Here is a 24007-nt window from a genome sequence, read left to right on the forward strand (position 1 = left end):
TTAATCAACATGAATTAAAATTAAAACATCTAAACATGAAAAAAGTCTATTATGCTATTGCAGCGCTTATTGTCTTTATCAGTGCCTGTAAAAAAGAAGCTTCTGTTAATGAGGCACAATCACAAAATACTCCGGGTAAAGTAATTACCTATCATTTAAAGAACGGTGGGCAGGTTACTGCTCAAATTAACAACAGAGGAGAATATGTTGTTGGGGGCGATGTTATTTTATCAAAAGACCAGATCGCTTATTTAGAATACAATAAAGTATCAAGCGATAAAACATCCACTCCAAGAAGCACTTTTACCACTGAATTTCAAAAGCTTTGGCCTGGTGGCGTAGTTTATTATACGATTAGTAATACTATCAATAGTAGTAATATAGGACTAGCTATAAATGAATGGGAGTCTAATACCTCAATTCGTTTTATTCAACGTACTAATCAAACAAATTATGTGGATTTTAGTTATCCACCTACTCAGGGTTCTGGCTCATCTCAATTAGGGATGATTGGGGGTAGACAAGAAATAAAACTAGTGAACAATGCGAGTTTTAGGACGGTGGTACATGAAATAGGACATGCGGTTGGCTTAATGCACGAACAAACCAGATCAGATAGAGATCAATACATTAATGTTAATTACGGAAACATAAATAACGATTGGAAGTCTCAATATGATATCTACAATTTGGGAGCTGGCTATCAAACAGGAACTTTTGATTTTAATTCTATTATGTTATATCGCTCTTATGCAGTTGAAGCCAGCGTAAACGGAAATCCATCACCGCAAATGACAAAAAAAGATGGCTCTACATGGAGCGATAGCTATTACCTTTCGCAAGGAGATATTGATGGTGTTAATTATTTATATATGCCAATTAATATTGATATGTTTTATACTGATGAGTATGTAAACGAGCAAAATGAGTATGTAAATCGGTCTACTCGTCAGGCAAAGATTAAATTTTATGATATTAATTTTAACCAGATGGGGTTACCTAAACCAATTAAAATCAAAATTGTATCAACTAGGAAAGAATATAATAATCATAATTATGTTTATGAAGTTCAAGAATCAATTCAGACACTCTCGGTTAATACACAAGAGTATTTTTTAGGTACAGAAATTTTTCAAGAACAATATGATCAAAACATGAATGAAGTGGATGGGTCTTATAGTATAACTTATTACGCAATTAGAATCCAATGATAATTCCATTTTTATTCTAAATTCAAGATCAAAATATTAAGCTAAATATCTTAAATAATGAGAGATAATTTAGTGTCGCTTTGTTTTAAATAAGGCTTTTACTATATTTTAGTAGGATTGAGTTATCATTCTAATAGGTGTATTTTATTGATATCTGAGGTTGCAAAGAGAGGAAAGTACCTTTCATAAATTTGTAGACCGTGAATAACAAAAAAGGGCTGAAATACAATTTCAGCCCTTTTTTGTTATTTTTTATTCCTTAATTATAAACAAAAGTACCCTTTTCGCTTTCGATAGTCACCTGTTTCTGATCGCCTTTTTCTACGCGGCCGATAATCTTCGCATCGATATTAAAGCTTTTTGATATTTCTATAATGCTTTCGGCGATTTCTTGTGGTACGTAAAGTTCCATTCTGTGTCCCATATTAAACACTTTGTACATTTCTTTCCAATCGGTACCCGATTGTTCTTGTATCAGTTTAAATAGTGGTGGAACAGGGAATAAATTGTCTTTTATAACGTGAATATCATCATTGATGAAATGAAGCACCTTGGTTTGTGCGCCACCACTGCAGTGCACAATACCATTGATCTGGTTACGGTAGCTTTCTAAAATCTTTTTGATTACCGGTGCATAGGTACGGGTAGGAGAGAGTACCAGTTTACCAACGGTTATTTTACCAAAACCATCGATTTCAATTTCGTCGGTTAGTTTTTTACCGCCCGAAAAAACCAGGTCGAAAGGCACTGCCGGATCAAAACTTTCAGGATAGTTATTGGCAATAGACTTCTCAAAAACATCGTGACGGGCAGAGGTTAAGCCATTTGAGCCCATACCGCCATTATATTCGGTTTCGTAAGTGGCTTGTCCGGAAGAAGCCAGTGCCACAATTACGTCACCAGGTTTAATATTATCGTTACTGATGATCTCTTCGCGCTTTAAACGGCAGGTCACTGTAGAATCGACAATAATGGTCCTCACTAAATCGCCAACATCGGCAGTTTCGCCGCCGGTAGAATAAATTGAGATGCCTTGCTCGCGCAGATCGGCTAAAATTTCTTCCGTTCCGTTAATTACAGCAGCAATTACTTCACCAGGAATCAGGTTTTTATTGCGGCCAATGGTTGATGACAGGAGGATATTATCGGTAACACCAACGCAGATTAAATCGTCGATATTCATGATAATGGCATCTTGAGCAATCCCTTTCCATACGGAGATATCGCCGGTTTCTTTCCAGTATACGTAAGCTAATGATGATTTGGTGCCTGCGCCATCGGCATGCATGATGTTACAGTAAGACGCATCACCACCTAAAATATCAGGAATGATTTTGCAGAATGCTTTTGGGAAAATTCCTTTATCGATGTTTTTGATGGCATTGTGCACATCTTCTTTTGAGGCAGAAACGCCACGTTGATTGTACCTGTTATCACTCATGTTGGCGCAAAGATAAGGTTTTAAGGGGAAAGACTAAAGCTAAATACGTAAGGTTTTTTATGGCTAAATGGCAAGGCTTTTTTGCGCCTTAGGCACCAGGGTTTGTTTGCCACGAAGGCACAAAGATTTAAAGTTGTAAAAGGGATGGTTTCATTTTTTTTGAAAGTGATGTCCGTTTTTCATGGCGGTCTGCAGCCCCGCTTTTCCTCCTGCCGTTTTAAATTTCTTAGATTAAAAAAAACTGTCGATTAAAACGGCATCCGTTCAATCGGGCTTAGGGTACTGAGAATTGCGCGTGATGGCGGTTTTTTTCCTTGCACGAGCCTATGTTAAATAAACCTGATTGCATGGATGCTGTAAACGGTGGATTTAAAAGTTGAAGAAAATTTTACAGCAGGAAAGAAAGCAGGACTGGATTAACCAATGAGCACTGGGACTGCTTTCCTGGAAAAATATTAGCTTACTAAGCCACTAACCATGATGAAAATAATGTAATTGGAAAAGGTTTTGGAAGTGAGCGTTAGTTTTTCATGGCGGTCTGCAGCCCCGCTTTCCCTCCTGCCGTTTTAAATTTCTTAGATTAAAAAACTGTCGATTAAAACGGCATCCGTACAATCGGGCTTAGGGTACTGAGGATTGTTCGTGATGGCGGTTTTTTCCCTTACACGGGCCTATGTTAAATAAACCTGATTGCATGGATGCTGTAAACGGTGGATTTAAAAGTTGAAGAAAATTTTACAGCAGGAAGGAAAGCAGGACTGGACTAACCGATGAGCACTGGGACTGCTTTCCTGGAAAAATATTAGCTTACTAAGCCACTAACCATGATGAAAATAATGTAATTGGAAAAGGTTTTGGAAGTGGAAGGTAGTCTTTCATGGCGGTTTTCAGCCCCGCTTTTCCTCCTGCCGTTTTAAATTTCTTAGATTAAAAAAAACTGTCGATTAAAACGGCATCCGTACAATCGGGCTTAGGGTACTGAGGATTGCGCGTGATGGCGGTTTTTTTCCTTGCACTGGCCTATGTTAAATAAACCTGATTGCATGGATGCTGTGAGAGATGGATTAAAGAACTGAAGTGAAGTTTACGGCAGGAAGAAAAGCAGGACTGGATTAACCAATGAGCACTGCTATTGCTTTCCATAAAAAAGAAGCTATCAGATCCACTGTGAATAGATCCTGAAACAAGTTCAGGATGACGGTATGTAGGAATTTCAATTAAACGATTAACCAGTTTGCAATTTTCAGTTGTTAAGATGACCGGACCAATTGAACCAACAAAAAAGGGCGTAAGGTTTAACCTCACGCCCTATACCTTAAACCTTACGGCTTAAAATCTATTTCATGAATAATAATTCTCTGAATTTTGGTAAAGGCCAAACGCTGTCGTCAACAATTTGCTCTAATTTATCAGCGTGGTAGCGGATGGTATCGAAGTAAGATTTAACTTTCTCATCGTAGGCAATCGCTTTTTCGCGGGTATCTTCGATTTTGTTGGTTAATTTACGTTCTTCTAACATCGCATCGATATTGGTTTTCACAATTTCTAAATGCTCTGATAATTTTTTCACGATATCAAGAGAAACTTTGCTGTCTACACCGATTGCTTTTAATCCTTGTACGTTTTCGATCAAAGCGTTTTGGTAAGCAATTGCAGCTGGGATAATGGCGGTGTTAGCCACTTCGCCCATTACGCGTGCTTCGATCTGTAATTTTTTATAGAAGTTTTCTAACATGATTTCATGACGGGCATGAATTTCACGTGGGCTGTAAATACCTGTTGTTGCAAATAACTCAGCTGATTTTTCAGTTAAGTAAGCATCTAAAGCTTTTGGTGTAGTTTTGATGTTTGATAAACCGCGTGCAGCAGCTTCATCTTCCCACTCCTGGCTATAACCATTACCTTCGAAACGGATATTTTTAGATTCCTTGATGTATTTTTTGATCACGGTTAATAAAGCAATGTCTTTTTTATCACCTTTTTTGATCAATTTATCCACTTCAGTTTTAAATTTAACCAATTGCTCGGCCATGATCGCATTTAAGATCGTCATTGGAGCAGAAGAGTTTGCTGAAGATCCAACAGCTCTAAGCTCAAATTTGTTACCTGTAAATGCGAAAGGAGAAGTACGGTTACGGTCGGTATTATCTAATAAAATCTGAGGGATTTTAGGGATACCTAACCAAAGTGCGTTATCTTCTTTGATTTTTTTGCTGATACGTGAGTGCTCAATCTCATCTAATACATCATTCAATTGAGAACCTAAGAAGATAGAGATAATTGCTGGTGGCGCTTCGTTAGCACCTAAACGGTGATCGTTGCTTACTGATGCAATACTTGCACGTAATAAATCGGCATGCTCGCTAACTGCTTTAATGGTATTTACAAAGAAAGCAAGGAACATTAAGTTATTTTTAGGTGTTTTACCTGGTGCCAATAAGTTTTTACCGGTATCGGTAATTAGCGACCAGTTGTTGTGTTTACCTGATCCGTTGATACCTGCATATGGTTTTTCGTGTAATAAAACACGGAAGTGGTGACGGCGGGCAACTTTCTCCATCAAATCCATCAACAATTGGTTGTGATCGATAGCTAAGTTGATTTCTTCATAAATTGGTGCACACTCAAATTGAGAAGGGGCAACCTCATTGTGACGCGTTTTTAATGGAATACCTAATTTTAAGGCTTCGTTTTCGAAATCTACCATGTAGCTGAATACGCGTTCAGGGATAGAACCGAAATAATGATCTTCTAATTGTTGGCCTTTAGCAGACATGTGTCCGAATAAAGCACGGCCTGTTAACAATAAATCGGGACGAGCATTGAACAATGACTCATCAACCAAGAAATATTCTTGTTCGATACCTAAAGAAGCATTTACTTTAGTAATGCTTTTATCGAAATACTGGCAAACATCAACAGCAGCTTTATCAAGCGCAGCTAATGCTTTTAATAAAGGTGCTTTATAATCCAAGGCTTCTCCGGTATATGATACGAATACTGTAGGGATACATAGTGTTTTACCTGCTTTGCTTTCCATGATGAAAGCTGGAGAAGAAGGATCCCAAGCAGTATAACCACGAGCTTCGAAAGTATTACGGATACCACCGTTAGGGAAACTAGAAGCATCTGGCTCTTGTTGAACTAATGCGCTACCTGCAAATTTTTCGATAGCACCATCGCCGCTTGGCTCAAAAAACGAATCATGTTTTTCAGCAGTTGTGCCAGTTAATGGCTGGAACCAGTGCGTGTAGTGCGTTGCGCCAGCGCTCATTGCCCAAGCTTTCATAGCTGTAGCAATTTGGTTAGCATCGTCAGAATTGATTAACTCACCCTGGTTGATAGATGAAATTAATTTTTCATACACGTCCTTAGATAAGAAATCTCTCATTTTTTTCTTATCAAATACATTCGAGCCGTAAAAATCAGAAATTTTCGCTGAAGGAGATTTAACTTCAGGTGAAATTCTGTTTTGAGCCTCTTTTAATGCGATGGTTCTTAAGCTTTTCATTAATTTGTTATGTTTTTTGTCAAAAATAGTATATTTTATTAATTTCAGTAAAAGAATCGTATTATTTTTATCAATTTTATTGAAAATGAAATAAAAAAATGTTTTTCGGATGAAAAATTTCATTTTTTGTAAAGAAAATAGATTTTTCGAATGTTTTATGGAATTGAGGATTTAGCTGCATCATGCTATAAAAATAAAAGCTATGTTCAACTCCTCAATTAACGTATACAAAACCGAGTGGCTCGATCTTGTATTTGCAAACCGCAACAAAAACTATGGCGCTTATGATTTAAGATCGAAATCTTCATCGATTATGACGAGAGCGCTTTTCGTATCTGGAAGCCTTTTTGTACTCTTGTGTTTCTCTCCCTTAATCTATGCAAAGCTCTTTCCTAAGGAAATTATCGTAGAGACTCCGCCAAAGGTTGTCAATTTAACTGATGTGATCCATCAGATGAAACCAAAAACTCCCGAACCAGAGAAAAAAGTGGAGCCTGCAAAAGCTGATCCGGTAAAGGTTAAAACAGTAGCAATTCCATCACAAGTGGTGGTGGTTAATAAAATAGAGCTTCCTCCTCCTCCAACAGTTGATGATATAAAATTGGCAGTGATCAGTACCAAGACACAGGATGGGGTAGTGGCTCCCGCCGCAGTAGTAACCGACAATAAAGGTAAAGGTAGTGGTGATGGCTCAGGAACAGCTAAAGAAGGTACAGGAACACCCGAAGATAAAGAGATTTATTTAGGTGCTGATGAATACCCTGAATTTAACGGTGGTGCCAAAGCCTGGTCTAAATATATGGAACGTAATTTAAGGTATCCATCAAGAGCACAGGAAGAAGGTGCCGGAGGTAAGGTATATGTAAGTTTTGTGGTAGAGAAAGATGGCTCGATTACCGATGTAACTGTAGTTAAAGGGATTGGGTTTGGTTGTGATGAAGAAGCGATTAAAGTGATTAAAAAATCACCACTGTGGAAACCAGGGAAAAATAAAGGGGTTCCGGTGCGTGTAAGGTATAATATGGCAATTAACTTTCAGATTTCTAATTAAGCCGCTCCGTATGAAAAAGCCCGTTTTAATATTGATATTTATTTGCTTCGCAACACTTCATTTAAGTGCTAAAGTTGTAAGGCATGTAGATACTGCAAAAATATATAGCGTTAAACTGGCGAATACCGATTTGAAAAATGGAAAGATTAAATTTCTAATCCGTGGTGGTATAGTAGCTACATATATTAAAGGACAGGAACTATTTGAAAAGAAATATGGTGTAGATTATTATGATTTTGGATGTGTAATGCCTTCAGGCTTTTCTATTGAGGATTATAATAAAGTTGTGGCTTCTTTTATGGACAGGAAATATGGAAAGGTTTGGCGCAAAGAAGTAAGGAAGGATATTCGGGGGATTTAGCGGAGATAAATTCGTCACCCTGAACCCGTTTCAGGGTCTATCAAGGAAAGATGCTGAATCAAGTTTAGCACGACGACTAAATAAATTTTCTATTAATGCGCTCTCAGAAAAATGTGAGGTTGGGTAAATTGAAACGGTTTAGGCGAAAGCTTAGACCGTTTTTTTTGTTTCCGCGATTTTATTATTGCTTTTTTTTGGAAAGCAAGGACAGCACCTTTTTGTAATTGTAGTCCCGCCCTTTATTTCAAATCCTCGCCCTCGTGCCTCGGGCTGCGGGTTTTTCACTTCGGTCGGGTTTAGGTGGCAAGGCCGGTAGCAGCTATTAAAGATTTAATCCGGGTGTAGAAAACAGACCTTATATAGAAGAACAAACCTTTGTTCAATAAACCTGACAGAGCGGTTAGCCCACAGTGAAGCGCAGCGGAACGAGGAAATAAGCGATGGCGGGAGTACAGCAGCGATGAAAAGCAGGACGCTCATTTCATCATGAAGAAATCATTTAGAATAATACAAGAAAACCGTTATTTCGACTGAAGCTTATCGGTTTTTGTAAACAAAAAATGGATGATGGTTTTTTATTCCATCATCCATTTTACATCTTCTATCAATTGATTATCCTTGTTGTTCAATCCATTTTCTGGCATTTACAAAAGCTTCCATCCATGGCGAAACTTCATCTTTGCGGCCTTGCGGGTAATTTGCCCAGTGCCATTGGAACAATGAACGCTCAATGTGCGGCATCATGACCAGGTGGCGACCACTTTCATCGCATAACATTGCGGTGTTGTAATCTGAACCATTCGGACTAGCGGGATAAGTTTCGTAAGCATATTTGGCTACGATTTTATATTGATCTTCTGCATATGGTAGTGAGAATCTGCCTTCGCCATGTGATACCCAAACGCCTAAAGTGCTTCCTGCCAATGTAGATAACATAACCGAATTATTTTCCTGTAAGGTTAAAGAAGTGAAAATACTTTCGTGTTTGCCACTTTTGTTATGCAACATTTTAGGTTTATCGGCGTGGTCTTTATTAATTAAGCCCAGCTCAACAAATAACTGACAGCCATTACAGATACCTACAGATAAAGTATCGGGACGGGCAAAGAATTTTTCTAAAGCAATTCTCGCTTTTTCGTTGTATAAAAATGCACCTGCCCAGCCTTTAGCCGATCCAAGAACATCAGAGTTAGAGAAGCCACCTACTGCACCAATAAACTGAATATCTTCTAAAGTTTCTCTTCCGGTGATTAAATCGGTCATGTGTACATCTTTCACGTCAAAACCTGCTAAATACATGGCATTGGCCAATTCGCGCTCTGAGTTACTTCCTTTTTCGCGGATAATAGCTGCTTTTGGACGTGGTTTGCTGGCATCGATTATCGGTTTCTTACCATCAAATTGCGTTGGGAAAGTATAATTTAAAACCTGGTTTTTATAATTGTCGTAACGCTCTTTAGCTAAGCCATTACCAGTTTGTTTGCTATCTAATAAATATGAAGTTTTGAACCAAACATCGCGTAAATGATCAATATCAAAACTGAAGCTGTCTGCACCATTTTTAACTTCCAATTTAGCTGATGTATTTACTTCGCCAATTTTGTGGAAAGCAACACCTGCCTGTGCGAAAGTTTCTTCAACCGAAGCATCAGCCTGGAAAACGATACCAATGTTCTCTGCAAATAATACTTTAATGCTATCGGTTTCTGCCAGTGAAGATAAATCGATCGATGCACCTAAATTGCGATCGGCAAAACACATTTCCAATAGGGTAGTAATTAAACCTCCGCTACCAATATCGTGACCGGCCTGTATTTTATCAGCCTTAATTAATTGCTGTAGTGTATTGAAAGCTGTTTTAAATTGATCAGCTTGTTTTACATCGGGGTTTCAGTGCCGATTTTGTTTAAAATCTGGGCAAAAGATGAACCACCTAATTTATAAGTATCATTTGAAAGATTGATGTAATAAACCGATCCACCATTTTTTTGTAGCACCGGTTCAACCACTTTGGTAATGTCGCTACAATTTGCTCCGGCAGAAATAATTACAGTACCAGGTGCAATTACATCACCGTTTTTGTATTTCTGTTTCATTGATAAGGAATCTTTTCCGGTTGGAATATTGATTCCTAAATCGATGGCAAAATCAGAACAGGCCTTTACTGCGGCATATAAACGGGCATCTTCACCTTCGTTTTTACAGGCCCACATCCAGTTGGCAGAAAGTGAAACACTTTTTAAACCATCTTTTAAAGGGGCCCAAACAATGTTCGATAATGATTCGGCAATGGCATTGCGGCTACCAGCTGCCGGATCGATCAAAGCCGAAAGTGGCGCATGACCAACCGAAGTGGCAATACCTTCTTTACCCTGAAAGTCTAAAGCCATTACACCACAGTTGTTTAGCGGCAATTGTAATGGTCCTGCACATTGCTGTTTGGCTACACGGCCACCCACACAACGATCTACTTTATTGGTTAACCAATCTTTAGCTGCAACCGCTTCTAATTGAAGCACCTGTTCTAAATAGGTGTTTAATTCAGTTTTATTATATTCAACAGCTTTGTATTTACGATCAATGGTTTGATCGTCCATTACAATTTTTGGAGAACTTCCGAACATGGCAGCCAACTCTAAATCCATTGGTTTTAAGCCTGTTGTTGCCGATTTAAAGGTAAAACGGTGATCGCCGGTTACTTTACCTACGGTATACATTGGTGAACGTTCGCGGTCGGCTATTTTTTGTAGGGTTTCGATATGGTCGTTACCGATTACCAATCCCATTCTTTCCTGCGATTCGTTACCGATAATTTCCTTAGCCGAAAGGGTAGGGTCGCCAACTGGCAATTTATCAAGGTCTATTAATCCACCGGTTTCTTCAACCAGTTCTGATAAACAGTTTAAGTGGCCGCCCGCACCATGATCGTGGATCGAAATAATTGGATTATGATCGCTTTCTACCAAACCACGTACTGCGTTTGCGGCACGTTTTTGCATCTCAGGGTTCGACCGCTGGATGGCATTTAATTCAATACCGCTTCCGTGCTCGCCAGTATCTGCAGATGAAACTGCTGCACCACCCATCCCGATTCTATAATTTTCTCCACCTAAGATCACGATATTATCGCCTTCTTTGGGTTTAAGTTTTTGTGCCTGGCTGGCTTTGCCGTAACCAATACCGCCGGCAAGCATAATTACCTTATCAAAACCCAGTGTACGGTTATCTTCTTCGTGTTCGAAAGTTAAAACCGAACCTGTAATTAGCGGCTGACCGAATTTATTTCCAAAATCGGTAGCACCATTTGATGCTTTGATCAGGATATCCATTGGTGTTTGGTACAACCATTGTCTTTCTTCAACACCTTTTTCCCATGGGCGGTTATCTTCCAAACGAGAAAGTGCAGTCATATAAACTGCAGTTCCTGCCAAAGGCAAAGAGCCTTGTCCGCCTGCCAAACGGTCTCTGATTTCGCCTCCAGAACCTGTTGCAGCACCGTTAAAAGGCTCTACAGTAGTAGGGAAATTGTGTGTTTCTGCTTTTAGGGAGATGACAGATTCGAAATCGCTTGTGGTATAATAGTCAGGCTCATCGGCACGTTTAGGTGCAAATTGCTGTACTTTAGGGCCTTTAATAAAAGCTACGTTATCTTTATAAGCAGAAACAATATCATTTGGGTTTTCTTCTGATGTTTTGCGAATCAACTTAAATAAAGAAGTAGACTGCTCTACGCCATCGATTACAAATTTGCCATTAAAAATTTTATGGCGGCAGTGTTCCGAATTTACCTGAGAGAAACCAAAAACTTCAGAATCGGTTAATGGTCTTTCTAGTTTTTGTGCTAACGTATTTAAATATTCAACTTCCTCATCACTTAAAGAAAGTCCTTCCTGTTTATTATAGGCTGCAATATCGGTGATTTCTAAAATCGGCTCAGGTTTGATGTTGATGGTATAAACCTCTTGATCGAGCTTGTTGTATTTTTGAGAAAGCATCGGATCGTAATCAGCAAAACTTTCGTCAACCTGCTTAAATTCTTCAATTCTGATGATTCCCTGCATGTCCATGTTTTGGGTAATCTCTACTGCATTGGTACTCCATGGAGTAATCATTGCTGCCCGTGGCCCAACGAAAAAGCCTGCTAAAGCTGTTTCTTGCGAGATTTTGGCGCCGCCAAATAACCATTCGAGTTTAGTAATATCAGTGGTAGAAAGCGTTTTGTCTGTTTGTAAAACAAAAATCGCCTGCGATTGACTAAGGAAGAAATGAATCATGCTTTTTTTTTGAAGTTGCAAAAATAGCGTTTTTATATCAAAAAACTGGTGTACTATGGTGATTGAATGAGAGAATTTTGAAGATAAAATGATTAAAGGTGAATTATTGAATGATGGAGTTTTGGGTGGGTGGTACCTTAATGAAAAGATTTTGATTAACTGATGGGTATATTTTGCAACTTTGCTGGTAATTCAATCATACACTCATTAATTCAATCAATCGTTATTTATGCTACGTATCCATCATATTGCCATTATTTGTGCTGATTACGAGAAATCGAAAGATTTTTATGTGAATAAGCTGGGTTTTACTGTTTTGGCAGAGGTTTATCGGGCTGAAAGGAAATCGTATAAGTTAGATCTTGCCGTAAATGGTGTATACCAGATCGAGCTGTTTTCTTTTGAAAATCCTCCTGCGAGGCCATCGCGGCCAGAGGCGCAGGGTTTACGCCACCTCGCCTTTGAGGTAGCGGATATTGAAAAGGAAATTTCACGGTTAAATGATCGGGGAATTGTTACCGAACCAATTCGTATTGATGAATTTACGGGTAAGCGTTTTACTTTTTTTGCTGATCCGGATGGTTTGCCTTTAGAATTGTACGAAATTTAGGATGAGTATTTTCAAGTTCAAACAGTTTGAAGTTGACCAAAGAGGCTGCGCCATGAGGATTAACACCGATGGCGTATTGCTTGGTGCAACAGTTAAGCATGCTTCGCCTACAGCTATATTGGATATTGGAACAGGTACCGGTGTGATTGCCCTGATGTTGGCACAGCGTTTTCCTGAAGCAAACATACATGCTGTAGAAATCGACCAGCAAGCTGCGGAAACCGCTGAAAAAAACTTTCAATTTTCAGCTTTCAGTGAGCGGTTAACCATTAAGCACACATCAATTGAACAATATGAGTATGCTCAGCAATTCGATTTGATTGTCTCTAACCCACCTTTTTTTGTGAACGATTTAAAAAGTGAGGAACTTAGAAAAGGAATAGCCCGGCATGCAAATGCAGGCTTTTTTGGCATGCTCATTAAAAAATCGAGTGGGTTATTGGCAGATGAAGGTATGATTTGGCTGATCCTTCCAGTAAAACAAGCCGATGAGGTTATTGGTATTGCTGCACATTATAATTTATCGCTCGCGGAGCGGATCCATATCCATTCTGATCAAAGCAAACCAACCTTTAGACAGATGATCTGTTTGAAAAAAGGTGAAGCGGTTTTGAAGGAAAATCATTTTTATATTTATGAATCTTTAAAACAGCATACGCAGGAATATAAGCTTTTGCTCAGAGATTTTTTTATGGCTTACTAAGAAAATAGTTGAATTTAATCATTTTCTGATGTAATCCTCATGATCATTTGTAATTTAGGCGTATAAATTATCTCACCTAAATTAAAATGAAACGTAGCCTAAATCTGTTCTTATTGTGCTTAATGGCACTATCTGCTCTTGCTCAGTCGAAAAAACAAAAAACAGTAGATCCTTTAAAAGGGATTGATACATTATTAAACAGGATATTGAAAGATCAGCAGGTGGCTGGTTTTGCGGTAGCTGTGGTAAAGGGCGATCAGGTAATCTACAGTAAGGGTTTCGGTTATCGTGATGTGGAAAATAAAAAACCGGTAACCCCAAATACGCTTTTTGCCATTGGTTCGAGTACAAAAGCCTTTACGTCAGGTCTTGTTGGTTTGTTGCAAAAAGAGGGAAAGCTTTCTTATGATGGTATTGCAACCTCTTATTTGCCTCAGTTAAAGTTTTATAATGATAATATGAACAACCAGATTACTGTGCGCGATATGATGTGCCACCGCACAGGTTTATCGCGTTATGATCTGTCGTGGTTTATATTTAATACTTCCAACCGCGATAGTATTATACAAAGGGTGCGATATATGGAACCGACTGCTGCTGTGCGTGAAAAATGGCAGTATAATAATTTTATGTTTTTGGCACAGGGCATGATTGTTGAAAAACTGACCGGAAAAACATGGGAGCAGAATATTAAAGAAAAGTTTTTTGATCCTTTGGAGATGAACCATTCCAATACCAATATTTTTGAGTTTGAAAAAGATAGCGAAGCTTCGTTGCCCTACACGATAAACAATAAAGGCGCTATCGAAAAGATTGATTATTTCAATATTGACGGAATGGGGCCTGCCGGAAGTATAAACAGCAGTGTAAACGATATGACGCACTGGTTAAAAGTGTGGATCAGCGGCGGATCTTATAAGGGGAAAGAGATTCTGCCTACTTCTTATATAAGAGAGGCTGCAAGTTCTCAAATGGTAATGGGGAGTGCTTTACCCGAAAAGGATAAGGATATTTACCTGTCTACCTATGGTTTTGGCTGGATGATCAGTTCATACCGTGGGCACTATATGGTAGAGCATGGCGGTAATATCAATGGTTTTTCGGCAAGTGTATCCTTTTTTCCGACCGACAATTTGGGTATTGTGGTGTTAACCAATCAAAATACCTCAAGTGTTCCGGAAATCGTATACAGTAGTATTGCAGACAGGATGTTAGGACTGAAAAATATCGATTGGAACGGTAGGACCAACAAAGAAAAAACTGCGGCGAAAGAAAGGGAGAAGGCTGTGAAAAAAACGGTTGAAAATGCAAAAGTTTTAAACACCAAACCTTCACATCCCTTAAAAGATTATGATGGTTTGTTTGATAATCCTGCTTATGGTGTAATTAATGTAACGTTCAAAAATGATTCACTTATTGCCCTGATGGGTAAAGAGAAACTTTTGCTTAGGCACTATCATTACGATGTGTTTAGCATTAGTGGTATAGATAAAAACGGTAAAATTGACACAGCAGAAAGTGATCTGCGTTTTAACTTTATTAGCGGGCAGGATGGCAAGATAGAGGGGATTAGTATTCCGCTCGAACGGGGAATGAAACCTACTGTGTTTGCGTACAGGGCAAGGGCAGTTGAATTAAGCGCAACAAGTTTAGCTGGTTACATTGGCAACTATGGGGAGAATGGAATGAGTAAAGTTTATTTAAAAGGTAAAGTTTTATTTGTTTCGGTACCTGGCCAGCCAGAGTATGAAACCATTTCTGTAGGAAACGATACTTTTAACTTTAAAAATCTGAAAGGATTTAGCCTAAAGTTTGAAAAGAAAGAAGGAACAGAAAAGGTTATATCTGTTTCGTTTATCCAACCTAATGGAACATTTAAACAAGTAAGAAAAGATTAAATAGCCTGATTTGACAAGTAACCGCTTGAATGTTTATGTGTTTTTTTAGCTGGCGTAAAAGTAATTAGCTAAATTTTTATTGTTACGGATGGTAATATCCTATAACTTATAAATGATGATTTCTTTGGTTTTGTTTATTACTTATGTTGAAAAAACGCTTTTTTCTGATTTTTTTATGCGTGCTAAAAATATTTTTGAGGTTAGTAAATGTGTAAAGATGGAGGGTATTAACTTTACAAAATGAAAAAAATAGGATTAATTTCTGATACCCATGGTTTTTTGGATGAAGCGGTTTTTAAACACTTCGATGGAGTGGATGAGATTTGGCATGCCGGCGATTTTGGACCCGATGTTGCCGAACCTTTGGCAGCATTTAAACCTTTGCGCGGGGTATTCGGAAATATAGATGACGCAGCGATCAGATCTGAATTCCCGAACAAAATCGATTTAGCTGCGAAAGGGTTGATGTTTGGATGACGCATATAGGTGGATATCCAGGAAGATATTCATCTTATGTGAAGCCAGAAATATACACTAACCCTCCGAAATTATTTATTACCGGGCACTCGCATATTTTGAAAGTGATGTATGACGATAAAATAAAATGTTTGCATATAAACCCTGGTGCAGCGGGAAAACATGGCTGGCACAAGGTGAGAACCTTGGTTAGATTTTGCATTACTGATGAAAATATTCATACCTTAGAGGTCATAGAATTATCAGGTAGATAATGTAAAATATACACTAAGTATGGTTTGTGGCGTAAAAACACTAGGGCAATTTATTATAGAAAAACAAGCAGATTTCCCTTATGCTAAAGGAGAACTTTCGAGGTTATTGAGGGACATTGGTATTGCTGCAAAAATTGTAAACCGGGAAATTAATAAAGCTGGCCTGGTTGATATTTTAGGCGATATGGGAACCACCAATATTCAGGGCGAAGAACAAAAGAAGTTAGATGTTTATGCCGATGAACAGTTTATTGCAGCTTTAACCAGTGGTGGCGAATGCTGCATTGTGGCAACTGAAGAAGAAGACGAAATTATCCATATCGAATCGCCGGTATCTCAAAATGCAAAATACATTGTCTGCATCGATCCTTTAGACGGTTCATCTAATACTGATGTGAATGTTGCGGTAGGAACTATTTTTTCTATTTACAGGCGAAAGTCAGTAGAAGGCCGGGCCAGCTTGGCTGATGTGCTGCAAAAAGGCACAGAACAGGTTGCGGCTGGCTATATCATTTATGGTTCGTCTACTATGCTTGTTTACACTACAGGCAAGGGAGTGAACGGTTTTACGCTCGATCCATCGATCGGTGAGTTCTGTCTTTCGCACCCACAGATGAAAATTCCTGAAACCGGTTATATGTACTCTGTAAACGAAGGGAATTATGTACATTTTCCGGATGGGGTAAAAAAATACATTAAATATTGCCAGGTAGAGGATGAGGCTACCAAACGCCCATATACCTCGCGTTATATTGGCTCAATGGTAGGCGATATTCACCGCAATTTAATTAAAGGTGGTATTTATATTTATCCAACAACTGCGCGCTCACCAAATGGAAAATTACGTTTGTTATATGAATGTAACCCAATGGCCTTTATTATAGAGCAGGCAGGGGGGAAGGCCAGTACGGGGTTCGATCGTATATTGGATATTCAGCCAACCGAATTGCACCAAAGGGTGCCGGTATTTATCGGGTCGAGAAATATGGTAGAAAAAGCTGAAGAAATGATGCTTTTATATACGGCCAAATCAATTTCGCTCGAAGCTAAAGCAGAAAATACGCTGCAGGATTTGGGTGTAGTTGGTGGAGTTGATTAAACTCCTTTAGCTCTTTCTACTTCAAATACGGTATCTATAGCAAGATTCTGTTTGTCTTGCGAGGCAAAAACCGCTAAACGGTCGCAACGCTCATTCTCCGGATGGTCGTTGTGGCCTTTAATCCAAACGAATTTCACTTTGTGAAGTTTGTACAGTTCAAGGAATCTCAGCCACAGGTCTTTGTTTTTTTTATCCTTAAAATTTTTGGTTACCCAGCCGAAAACCCATTTCTTCTCTACTGCATCTACTACATATTTCGAATCGGAATAAACGGTTACCTGTTGGTTTAAGCTTTTTAATGCTTCTAATCCTTTTATTACAGCCAATAGTTCCATACGGTTATTAGTGGTCATTCTAAAGCCACCGCTTAATTCCTTGTAATGTTGTCCTGCCCTTAAAATTGTACCCCAACCGCCTGGTCCGGGGTTTCCGCTAGCTGCTCCGTCTGTATAAATTTCGATCATAAACGCTGTAAAGTTATGTTTTTAGGTTTAAAATTGCTTGTTTTATCTACATCTCGAATTTTGTTTCAATTTCAAATAATTGAATGTTAAGGAATTAAAAATTTGTTGTAAAAACTTTGAAAAAAATATTTGCAGGAAATATTAAAAGTCGTACTTTTGTGACATCAAAAAAACGGTGGCTGTAGCTCAGTTGGTTAGAGTATTGGTTTGTGGTGCCGAGGGTCGTGGGTTCGAGCCCCATCAGCCACCCCAGTGGGGCAAAGATTTTTTCGAAGATTTTTGCCCCATTTTTTTTGCTCCTAATTCTTTGTTTTTCAGATAGATATGCTCGGCAACTTCATTGGCTAAAAGTGTTCGATATCAGTCTCCATCGTATTCCATTTTTTCAGGAAAAAGCGTACCTATCAAGTATCTCTTCTCTTCTACACTAGAATTTTCATAAAAAAGATCTAATTGCTTTAAATTGTTAATAGCGCACTCTGCTACAGGTTTAATGTTTAAAATTTCTTTATTCTTCGTGTTTATTAAGACCCCAGAAAGATTGCTAAAACATCAGTCATTTTGGAGAAGAGTATGCTCAGGATATTGAAATAAAAAATCTATATATACCGATGACGTAGTAAGTATAAACATCGTTGGAAAATATATCTGCATTTTACATACAAATAAAGATAGCCAACGGATGCTGCTTTTTGATTCTATAGCTATTGACGACGTGGCTGTGGTTGAGACTTTTTGATTGAAATTATTCAATAAAGCTATGTGAAAAAGAGTTTCTGTTTTTTAATATGCTTTACCCTTGGTTAAATTAAATACTGAGGTTCTTTTTAAAATCTGATGGGCTGATTTTAATAAAACGTTTAAAGTTTCGGTTAAAGTTGGTGAGGTTATTGAAGCCGCTTTGAAAGCAGATCTGTGAAATGGACAAGTGATCGTTATATAGCAGTTTACAGGCATGACCGATCCTTATTTCGTTTACAAAATGCGTAAAGGTTTTTTGGGTTCTACCTTTAAAGTATTTGCAAAATGCCGTAACGGTCATGTTTGATAATGCTGCAGCTTTTTCAAGCGTAAGGTCCTCCGTAAAATTATTCATTATATAATTGTAGATCTTGTCTATGCGTTGTACATCCTTTTGATTATAAGGGTTGCTATATCCTATACTTGAAAGACATTTATATTCCTTGGTTTCCGATAGCAGTTCTAGTATTGTAAGTAAGTGTATGATTTTTTTTAGTCCGCTGCTAAGGAGTAATTCGTTCAATATTTTTACCACCTGCTTATGTGAGGTTCCTGATATATGTATACCTCTGTTAATGTCTTTAATCAGTTCGTTGAATTTAGTGGCCTCATTGGAATTTAAAAAATTATCATTTAACCAGTCCAGCCTGAAATAGGTGACGATCGCTCTTACCTCTTTTGTCGATTCAGGAAGGTAATACTCTTTATCATTATACATTACATGAGGCAGATTGGGTCCCATGATTACCAAGTCACCTTTAACAAAGTTTTCAATGCTGTCCCCAACGATTCTTCTGCCATTGCCTTTGTTAATCAGTACCATTTCGTATTCGTTGTGAAAATGCAATGGGTTACTGAGATTTTTGACATTCACCTCTTTCACAAAGATGGTATGCTGTAGGACTGTTTTCGTTTCGATCAGGAGTGGCTGCATAACCTAAATTTGGCAATTTTATTTTGATATACCAAAATAATGGATAATATGGTGTCAGTTTCTGACAATGTAGGTAGAGTTAGTGGTTCTTAGAGATGATAACTTTAAACATCTGTTCATTAGGTTATATAGAGATATAGGCCGGACAATCAACTATAACTAAAAACCAAACATTATGATTCATTTACGTTTACTATTATTTTCCGTTTTTCTTACCTGCAGCATTGTTCAGGCTCAGGTAAAGATCATCACGGGGAGGGTGTTGGATAAAACTAGCAATACACCAATACCAGGTGTCTCCATTGTTGTTAAGGGGACGAAAACAATAACCCAATCTGATGCCAAGGGGAATTTCACCATTGCTCCCGGATCAATTCAGTCACCCGTATTAGTATTTAGCTATGTAGGCTATGATAATCAGGAAGTTGAGATAGGGAATAGGGCAGAAGTGGATGTTTATCTAACAGAAGCAAACAAAGGCCTGAATGAGGTAGTTGTAGTAGGTTACGGCACCCAGAAAAAGGTTAATCTTTCGGGAGCGGTAAACACAGTAAATACAAAAACGCTTGTTAACAGGCCGGTAACCTCTTTAACAAATGCTTTACAGGGTGTTGTACCAGGCGTAGCCATTAAATCTTCTCCAGGCGATTTAGGAAGCGACTTAGGTAGCATTAATGTACGGGGACGTGCAAATTTAGGGTCATCTTCTCCATTATTTGTAGTTGATGGTGTGGTAGTTACACAAGGAGATTTTGCCCGTATCAACCCTAATGATGTGGCCGCAATTTCGGTATTAAAAGATGCTTCTGCATCTTCAATATATGGTGCCAGGGCAGCTAACGGTGTAATTCTTGTAACAACCAAAAAAGGAAATGGTGCGCCAGCAATTAGTTATAACGCGTACTACGGTAGACAATCGGCCACTTATCTGCCTGATTATACCAATGCTTATAATTATGCCATTTTACGCAATGAAGCAGAAACCAATTTGGGCAGAACACCACTTTATGATGCAACAGCTTTACAAGCAATACAAAGCCAATCCAATCCGGATCTTTATCCTAATACCGATTGGTATGCGTTAATCTTACGTAAAAGTGCGCCAATGATGGAACACCAGTTAAGTGTATCTGGAGGTGAAAAAACAAAGTATTATTTAAGTGGAACCTATTTTGACCAAAACTCCTTAATTCCGGGCAAAGATTTAAAACGCTACTCGTTAAGGGCTAATACGGAAACCCAAATTAGCGATAAATTTAAAGTCGGCAGTAATTTATCATTTATCAGGGATGGATATAGTAATGATAATTTAGAAATAGGTTTTACCGGTATTGGTAGATCTATTCCGCTATCTGTAGCTAAACAAAGTAATGGCGAGTGGGGTAGCGTAACCGCTGGAAAAGAAAATGCGACCATAGCTGGTCAAAATCCATTACGTTTATTGCAAGATGGTGGTCGAACAAACTACAACACCAATCGTTTTATCGGTAATTTAAATGGAACCTACACACCAGTTAAAGGTTTGGATATCTCTGGTTTGTTTTCTTACAATGCATATAACTACTTCAATAGTTCTTTTGTCAATACCATAGACCCTGTTACAGGATTTATTACCAAAAAATCTTTAGGGAGTACTGCTGTATTAACCAACCAGTTAACTGAAGCATGGCAAAGCACCTCAAATATATTATCTCAGGCTACAGCCAGTTACGAAAAAAATATAGACAAACATTATTTTAAGGTTTTGGCTGGAGCATCTTACGAAAAGGCACAAAAAAGAACTTTGAGGATTATTCGTAAAGGTTTTCCAAATAACGACCTGAATGCTATTAATGCCGGTTCTACGCTTCCCGCAAATACAACAGCATTTAATGATTTAGGTGATAATGTAGCTGGAGTGGGAGAAAGTGCATTGGCATCTGTATTCGCGCGTGTAAATTATGCTTATGCTGATAAATATTTGTTTGAAGCGAGTGCGAGAAACGATGCTTCATCAAGATTTGCTCCTGGTCATCGTGCTGCGTGGTATCCATCAGCGTCGGTAGCCTGGCGGATATCGCAAGAAGATTTTATGAAAAATCTTACTGCTGTTAATGAATTAAAATTACGTTTATCAGCAGGTAAGCTGGGTAATATTAACAACGTAGGCAATTATGATTTTTATGATGGGTTAAATGTCGGTAGTACAGTAATTTTGGATCAATCGAAACAAGATGGGGTAACACCTGGTAAATTGGCAAACCCATTATTAAGCTGGGAAAAACTAACCACCTATAATGCCGGTCTAGATGCAACTTTATTTAAATCGCTTACCTTGCAGTTAGACGTATTTAGCCGCATTACCAAAGATATTTTATTGCCAGATCCAAATATTCCGGCTGAAGCAGGTTTAGGGGATGGAGAATCGCCATCTGTAAATTTAGGCCAAGTTAAAAACAACGGATTTGAACTTTCGTTGAACTACAACGGAAAAATAAACGATTTTGGCTATTCTATAGGCGGTAACGTAAGTAAAATATGGAATAAAGTAACCGATTTGGGTGGTGCAAATGAAACCGCTCCAAGCGGTTATTACATTAACAGGATCGGCCAACCGGTAGGTTCATTCTACATGTGGCAGGCTGAGGGCTTATTTGTTAACCAGGCCGATATAAATAGCCATGCAAAACAAGCCAATAACCCAAAACCGGGAGATATCCGATACAAAGATCAGGACGGTAATGGCGTAATAGATGGTAACGATAGAGTAATTAACGGTAATGATGTACCATACTTTACCTATGGTTTAAATCTGTCGGCCAATTACAAAGGTTTTGATTTCAGTGTATTAACGCAAGGGGTGAGCAATGTAAAAGTTTACTTGGAAGCTGAGGCTTCACAAGCCTTTTTTAATGGCGCAGGTGTTAAAAATTATGTTTTAGACAGGTGGACAGTGAGTAACCCTGATCCTAATGCGGCATACCCAAGGGTAACCAACGATACCCAGAACTTTGGCATGTCTAGTTTTTGGCTGTTCGATGCTTCATACTTTAGGGTAAAAGCAATTACTTTAGGCTATACCATTCCTCAGAATATATTGGATAAAGCGAAAATCAAAGGATTAAGAATTTATGCATCTAGTAATAATCCTTTTACCATTCGTGGTGATAAAAGGTTAAAAGATTTTGATCCTGAAGCTCCTTCAGCTAGATCTGCATACCCGTCTTTAAAAACATTTTCTGTCGGCTTAAATTTAACTCTATAATCATCATGAAAAAATTTATATATAAATCGCTTTTCGCTCTTACAATTTTAGGAGGCTGTAAAAAGTCGATAGACTTTGTTCCGCAGGATAAACTTTCCGCCGGTACTTTTTGGAAATCGCAAAATGATGTGCAGCTTGCTTTAACGGGCTGTTACGGATATCTAGCCAATGCTTATAACTATGCATATGACGATGGTGCCGCTGATAATGCATATTGTCAATATCCATGGGAAAGCAACGCCACCCGGATATCTGCGGGCAACATTGATGCGACATTAGATGCCGGGTATAATAGCCGTTACGTTTTTATACGTCGCTATAACTATTTTTTAGATAACATCGGTAAAGCGACCATGGATGAAACAGTAAGAAAACGTTTTATTGCCGAAGCTAGGGTTTTAAGGGCCTTTACTTACTACGAACTGGCACATTATTTTGGGCCAATACCTTTATTAAAAACAGCATACACAGATCCTGAAGAAACGGCTGTAGTACCAAGCCCCGCTGCTACTGTAATCCAATTTGCAATTGATGAGATTAAAGCCGTTGCAGCCGATTTACCAGCGAGTTATGCCGGTGGTGCACCAAATCAAACCGGCCGTATTACCAGCGGCGCTGCTTGGGCTATATTAACACGTATTCAATTAGAATATGGCAAATATGATGATGCTGTAGCAAGTGCCCAAAAGGTAATGGCAGCAGGTTACCAGCTTTTTAGAAAAACCGTTTTAAGTGCTAACGATACAAAGGATGATTATAGCACATTAATAACTTTTGCCGATGATGCCGCTAAGCAGAAATTTTATAAGGGGCTGGCCAGTTATCAACAACAATTTTGGGCAGCCAATGAAGGTAACAAGGAAGCAATCCTCGTATCACAGAATATTCAGGAAAACCAAAGTTATGCACCTTATGGTAACGGCTTAAGAACTTTATTAGCTACCGCAAATATGGGTGGTTGGAGTTCTATTACGCCTATTCAAAGTTTGGTTGATTCTTACTGGAAAAGTGACGGTACAGCTTTTACACCGCCAACACCAGAGCAGAGGGCCGCCGATTTTAACATTAAAAAAATGCCAACAGCTAGCTACATTAATGAATTTAAGAACCGTGATACCCGTTTGTATGCCAGTATATTATTTCCTGGAGCAACCTGGAACGAATACAAAGATGGGTATGTCTTTACCTGGGCTGGCGTGGCGGGTAGTGAAAGCTCGACCGGTTACAATTTTAAAAAGTACTTAGATCCTCCTTCACTGGTAAGTGGTTTAGAATTTGATGCACCGCAGGATTATAGCATTATTAGATACGCTGAAATACTGCTGGCCTATGCAGAAGCTAAAAATGAAGTAAGTGGTCCGGATGCAACTATTTTTGCCGCTTTAGATGATATACGCGATCGTGCAGGCATGCCTCCGATAAATCAAGCTGTTAACAATACAAAAGAAAAACTAAGAGAAGTTATCCGTAACGAACGAAGAATAGAATTGGCAGGCGAAGGACAAAGGTTTTTCGATATCAGACGCTGGAATATTGCGGCGAATGTAATGAAAACCCCTAAAGATATTGCTAATGTAATTGTTCAGGAGCGTAATTGGAATCCTAAATTTATGTTAATGCCTTATCCGCAAGCGGCTTTAGACAGAAATACAAATTTAAAAGCGCAACAAACAGCTAAAGGTTATTAAACACTGCCCAATAAATAAACAATGATGAATAGCGGCCAGTTCTTTA

Annotated in this window: 13 protein-coding genes, 1 tRNA gene and 2 pseudogenes; 11 read left to right on the plus strand and 5 right to left on the minus strand. The window is 38.5% G+C overall.

Going from position 1 to position 24007, the window contains the following annotated elements; all coding sequences use genetic code 11:
• Positions 1-35 precede the first annotated feature (35 nt).
• Complete coding sequence (locus H9N25_RS05510) at positions 36-1211, plus strand: M12 family metallopeptidase (protein WP_190328212.1); 1176 nt, start codon at positions 36-38, stop codon at positions 1209-1211.
• Positions 1212-1470: 259 nt separating this feature from the next.
• Here the strand turns inward: H9N25_RS05510 and H9N25_RS05515 are convergent, their stop codons facing one another.
• Together H9N25_RS05515 and H9N25_RS05520 are read right to left on the minus strand one after the other, a co-directional pair.
• Entirely contained in the window at positions 1471-2652 is a 1182-nt protein-coding gene (locus tag H9N25_RS05515) for an AIR synthase-related protein (RefSeq protein WP_190328213.1), read from the minus strand.
• Between the two features lie 1336 nt (positions 2653-3988).
• Complete coding sequence (locus H9N25_RS05520; RefSeq protein ID WP_167293773.1) at positions 3989-6163, minus strand: glutamine synthetase III family protein; 2175 nt, start codon at positions 6161-6163, stop codon at positions 3989-3991.
• Positions 6164-6365: 202 nt separating this feature from the next.
• On the opposite strand from H9N25_RS05520, the gene H9N25_RS05525 reads away from it, so the two are divergent.
• Both H9N25_RS05525 and H9N25_RS05530 read left to right on the plus strand, forming a co-directional pair.
• Positions 6366-7214: an energy transducer TonB gene (locus H9N25_RS05525; protein WP_190328214.1), complete on the plus strand. Its 849-nt coding sequence runs from the start codon at positions 6366-6368 to the stop codon at positions 7212-7214.
• A 10-nt stretch (positions 7215-7224) separates the two neighbouring features.
• Positions 7225-7575, plus strand: a complete 351-nt coding sequence (locus H9N25_RS05530; RefSeq protein ID WP_190328215.1) for an FEKKY domain-containing protein — start codon at positions 7225-7227, stop codon at positions 7573-7575.
• 612 nt (positions 7576-8187) lie between these two features.
• Here H9N25_RS05530 and purL read toward each other — a convergent pair.
• Positions 8188-11849, minus strand: a pseudogene (gene purL, locus H9N25_RS05535) (phosphoribosylformylglycinamidine synthase).
• A gap of 229 nt (positions 11850-12078) precedes the next feature.
• Here purL and gloA2 point away from each other — a divergent pair.
• The 5 genes and pseudogenes from gloA2 (at position 12079) to fbp (ending at position 16890) form a co-directional block, all read left to right on the plus strand.
• The gene (gloA2, locus tag H9N25_RS05540) at positions 12079-12459 is read left to right on the plus strand and encodes an SMU1112c/YaeR family gloxylase I-like metalloprotein (RefSeq protein ID WP_190328216.1); all 381 of its coding nucleotides are present in this window, start codon (positions 12079-12081) and stop codon (positions 12457-12459) included.
• Between the two features lies 1 nt (position 12460).
• Entirely contained in the window at positions 12461-13162 is a 702-nt protein-coding gene (locus tag H9N25_RS05545) for a tRNA1(Val) (adenine(37)-N6)-methyltransferase (RefSeq protein WP_190328217.1), read from the plus strand.
• Positions 13163-13248: 86 nt separating this feature from the next.
• Positions 13249-15060: a serine hydrolase gene (locus H9N25_RS05550; RefSeq protein ID WP_190328218.1), complete on the plus strand. Its 1812-nt coding sequence runs from the start codon at positions 13249-13251 to the stop codon at positions 15058-15060.
• Positions 15061-15300: 240 nt separating this feature from the next.
• A pseudogene (locus H9N25_RS05555) lies at positions 15301-15791 on the plus strand (metallophosphoesterase family protein).
• 19 nt (positions 15792-15810) lie between these two features.
• On the plus strand, positions 15811-16890 hold the full coding sequence (gene fbp, locus H9N25_RS05560; protein WP_190328219.1) for a class 1 fructose-bisphosphatase: 1080 nt from the start codon (positions 15811-15813) through the stop codon (positions 16888-16890).
• Here the strand turns inward: fbp and rnhA are convergent.
• Positions 16887-17354: a ribonuclease HI gene (gene rnhA / locus H9N25_RS05565; protein WP_167293783.1), complete on the minus strand. Its 468-nt coding sequence runs from the start codon at positions 17352-17354 to the stop codon at positions 16887-16889. The two genes, fbp and rnhA, sit on opposite strands and share 4 nt — an antisense overlap.
• 175 nt (positions 17355-17529) lie before the next feature.
• Here rnhA and H9N25_RS05570 point away from each other — a divergent pair.
• Positions 17530-17606 (plus strand) — tRNA-His (locus tag H9N25_RS05570).
• Positions 17607-18162: 556 nt separating this feature from the next.
• On the opposite strand, the gene H9N25_RS05575 is transcribed toward H9N25_RS05570, so the two are convergent.
• Positions 18163-19029: an AraC family transcriptional regulator gene (locus H9N25_RS05575; RefSeq protein WP_190328220.1), complete on the minus strand. Its 867-nt coding sequence runs from the start codon at positions 19027-19029 to the stop codon at positions 18163-18165.
• 175 nt (positions 19030-19204) lie between these two features.
• On the opposite strand from H9N25_RS05575, the gene H9N25_RS05580 reads away from it, so the two are divergent.
• On the plus strand, positions 19205-22273 hold the full coding sequence (locus H9N25_RS05580) for a SusC/RagA family TonB-linked outer membrane protein (protein ID WP_190328221.1): 3069 nt from the start codon (positions 19205-19207) through the stop codon (positions 22271-22273).
• Positions 22274-22278: 5 nt separating this feature from the next.
• A complete protein-coding gene (locus H9N25_RS05585; RefSeq protein ID WP_190328222.1) occupies positions 22279-23961 on the plus strand; it encodes a RagB/SusD family nutrient uptake outer membrane protein in 1683 nt (560 codons plus the stop codon).
• Positions 23962-24007: the final 46 nt, after the last annotated feature.

The organism is Pedobacter riviphilus, assembly GCF_014692875.1.
GTDB classification, from domain to species: domain Bacteria; phylum Bacteroidota; class Bacteroidia; order Sphingobacteriales; family Sphingobacteriaceae; genus Pedobacter; species Pedobacter riviphilus.

Excerpts from the sequence above, each read along its gene's own strand:
- fbp (WP_190328219.1), top strand. The coding sequence starts at position 15,811 with ATGGTTTGTGGCGTAAAAACACTAGGGCAATTTATTATAGAAAAACAA.
- gloA2 (WP_190328216.1), top strand. The coding sequence starts at position 12,079 with ATGCTACGTATCCATCATATTGCCATTATTTGTGCTGATTACGAGAAA.
- rnhA (WP_167293783.1), bottom strand. The coding sequence starts at position 17,354 with ATGATCGAAATTTATACAGACGGAGCAGCTAGCGGAAACCCCGGACCA.
- H9N25_RS05550 (WP_190328218.1), top strand. The coding sequence starts at position 13,249 with ATGAAACGTAGCCTAAATCTGTTCTTATTGTGCTTAATGGCACTATCT.
- H9N25_RS05525 (WP_190328214.1), top strand. The coding sequence starts at position 6,366 with ATGTTCAACTCCTCAATTAACGTATACAAAACCGAGTGGCTCGATCTT.
- H9N25_RS05575 (WP_190328220.1), bottom strand. The coding sequence starts at position 19,029 with ATGCAGCCACTCCTGATCGAAACGAAAACAGTCCTACAGCATACCATC.
- H9N25_RS05510 (WP_190328212.1), top strand. The coding sequence starts at position 36 with ATGAAAAAAGTCTATTATGCTATTGCAGCGCTTATTGTCTTTATCAGT.
- H9N25_RS05545 (WP_190328217.1), top strand. The coding sequence starts at position 12,461 with ATGAGTATTTTCAAGTTCAAACAGTTTGAAGTTGACCAAAGAGGCTGC.
- H9N25_RS05515 (WP_190328213.1), bottom strand. The coding sequence starts at position 2,652 with ATGAGTGATAACAGGTACAATCAACGTGGCGTTTCTGCCTCAAAAGAA.
- H9N25_RS05530 (WP_190328215.1), top strand. The coding sequence starts at position 7,225 with ATGAAAAAGCCCGTTTTAATATTGATATTTATTTGCTTCGCAACACTT.
- H9N25_RS05580 (WP_190328221.1), top strand. The coding sequence starts at position 19,205 with ATGATTCATTTACGTTTACTATTATTTTCCGTTTTTCTTACCTGCAGC.
- H9N25_RS05585 (WP_190328222.1), top strand. The coding sequence starts at position 22,279 with ATGAAAAAATTTATATATAAATCGCTTTTCGCTCTTACAATTTTAGGA.
- H9N25_RS05520 (WP_167293773.1), bottom strand. The coding sequence starts at position 6,163 with ATGAAAAGCTTAAGAACCATCGCATTAAAAGAGGCTCAAAACAGAATT.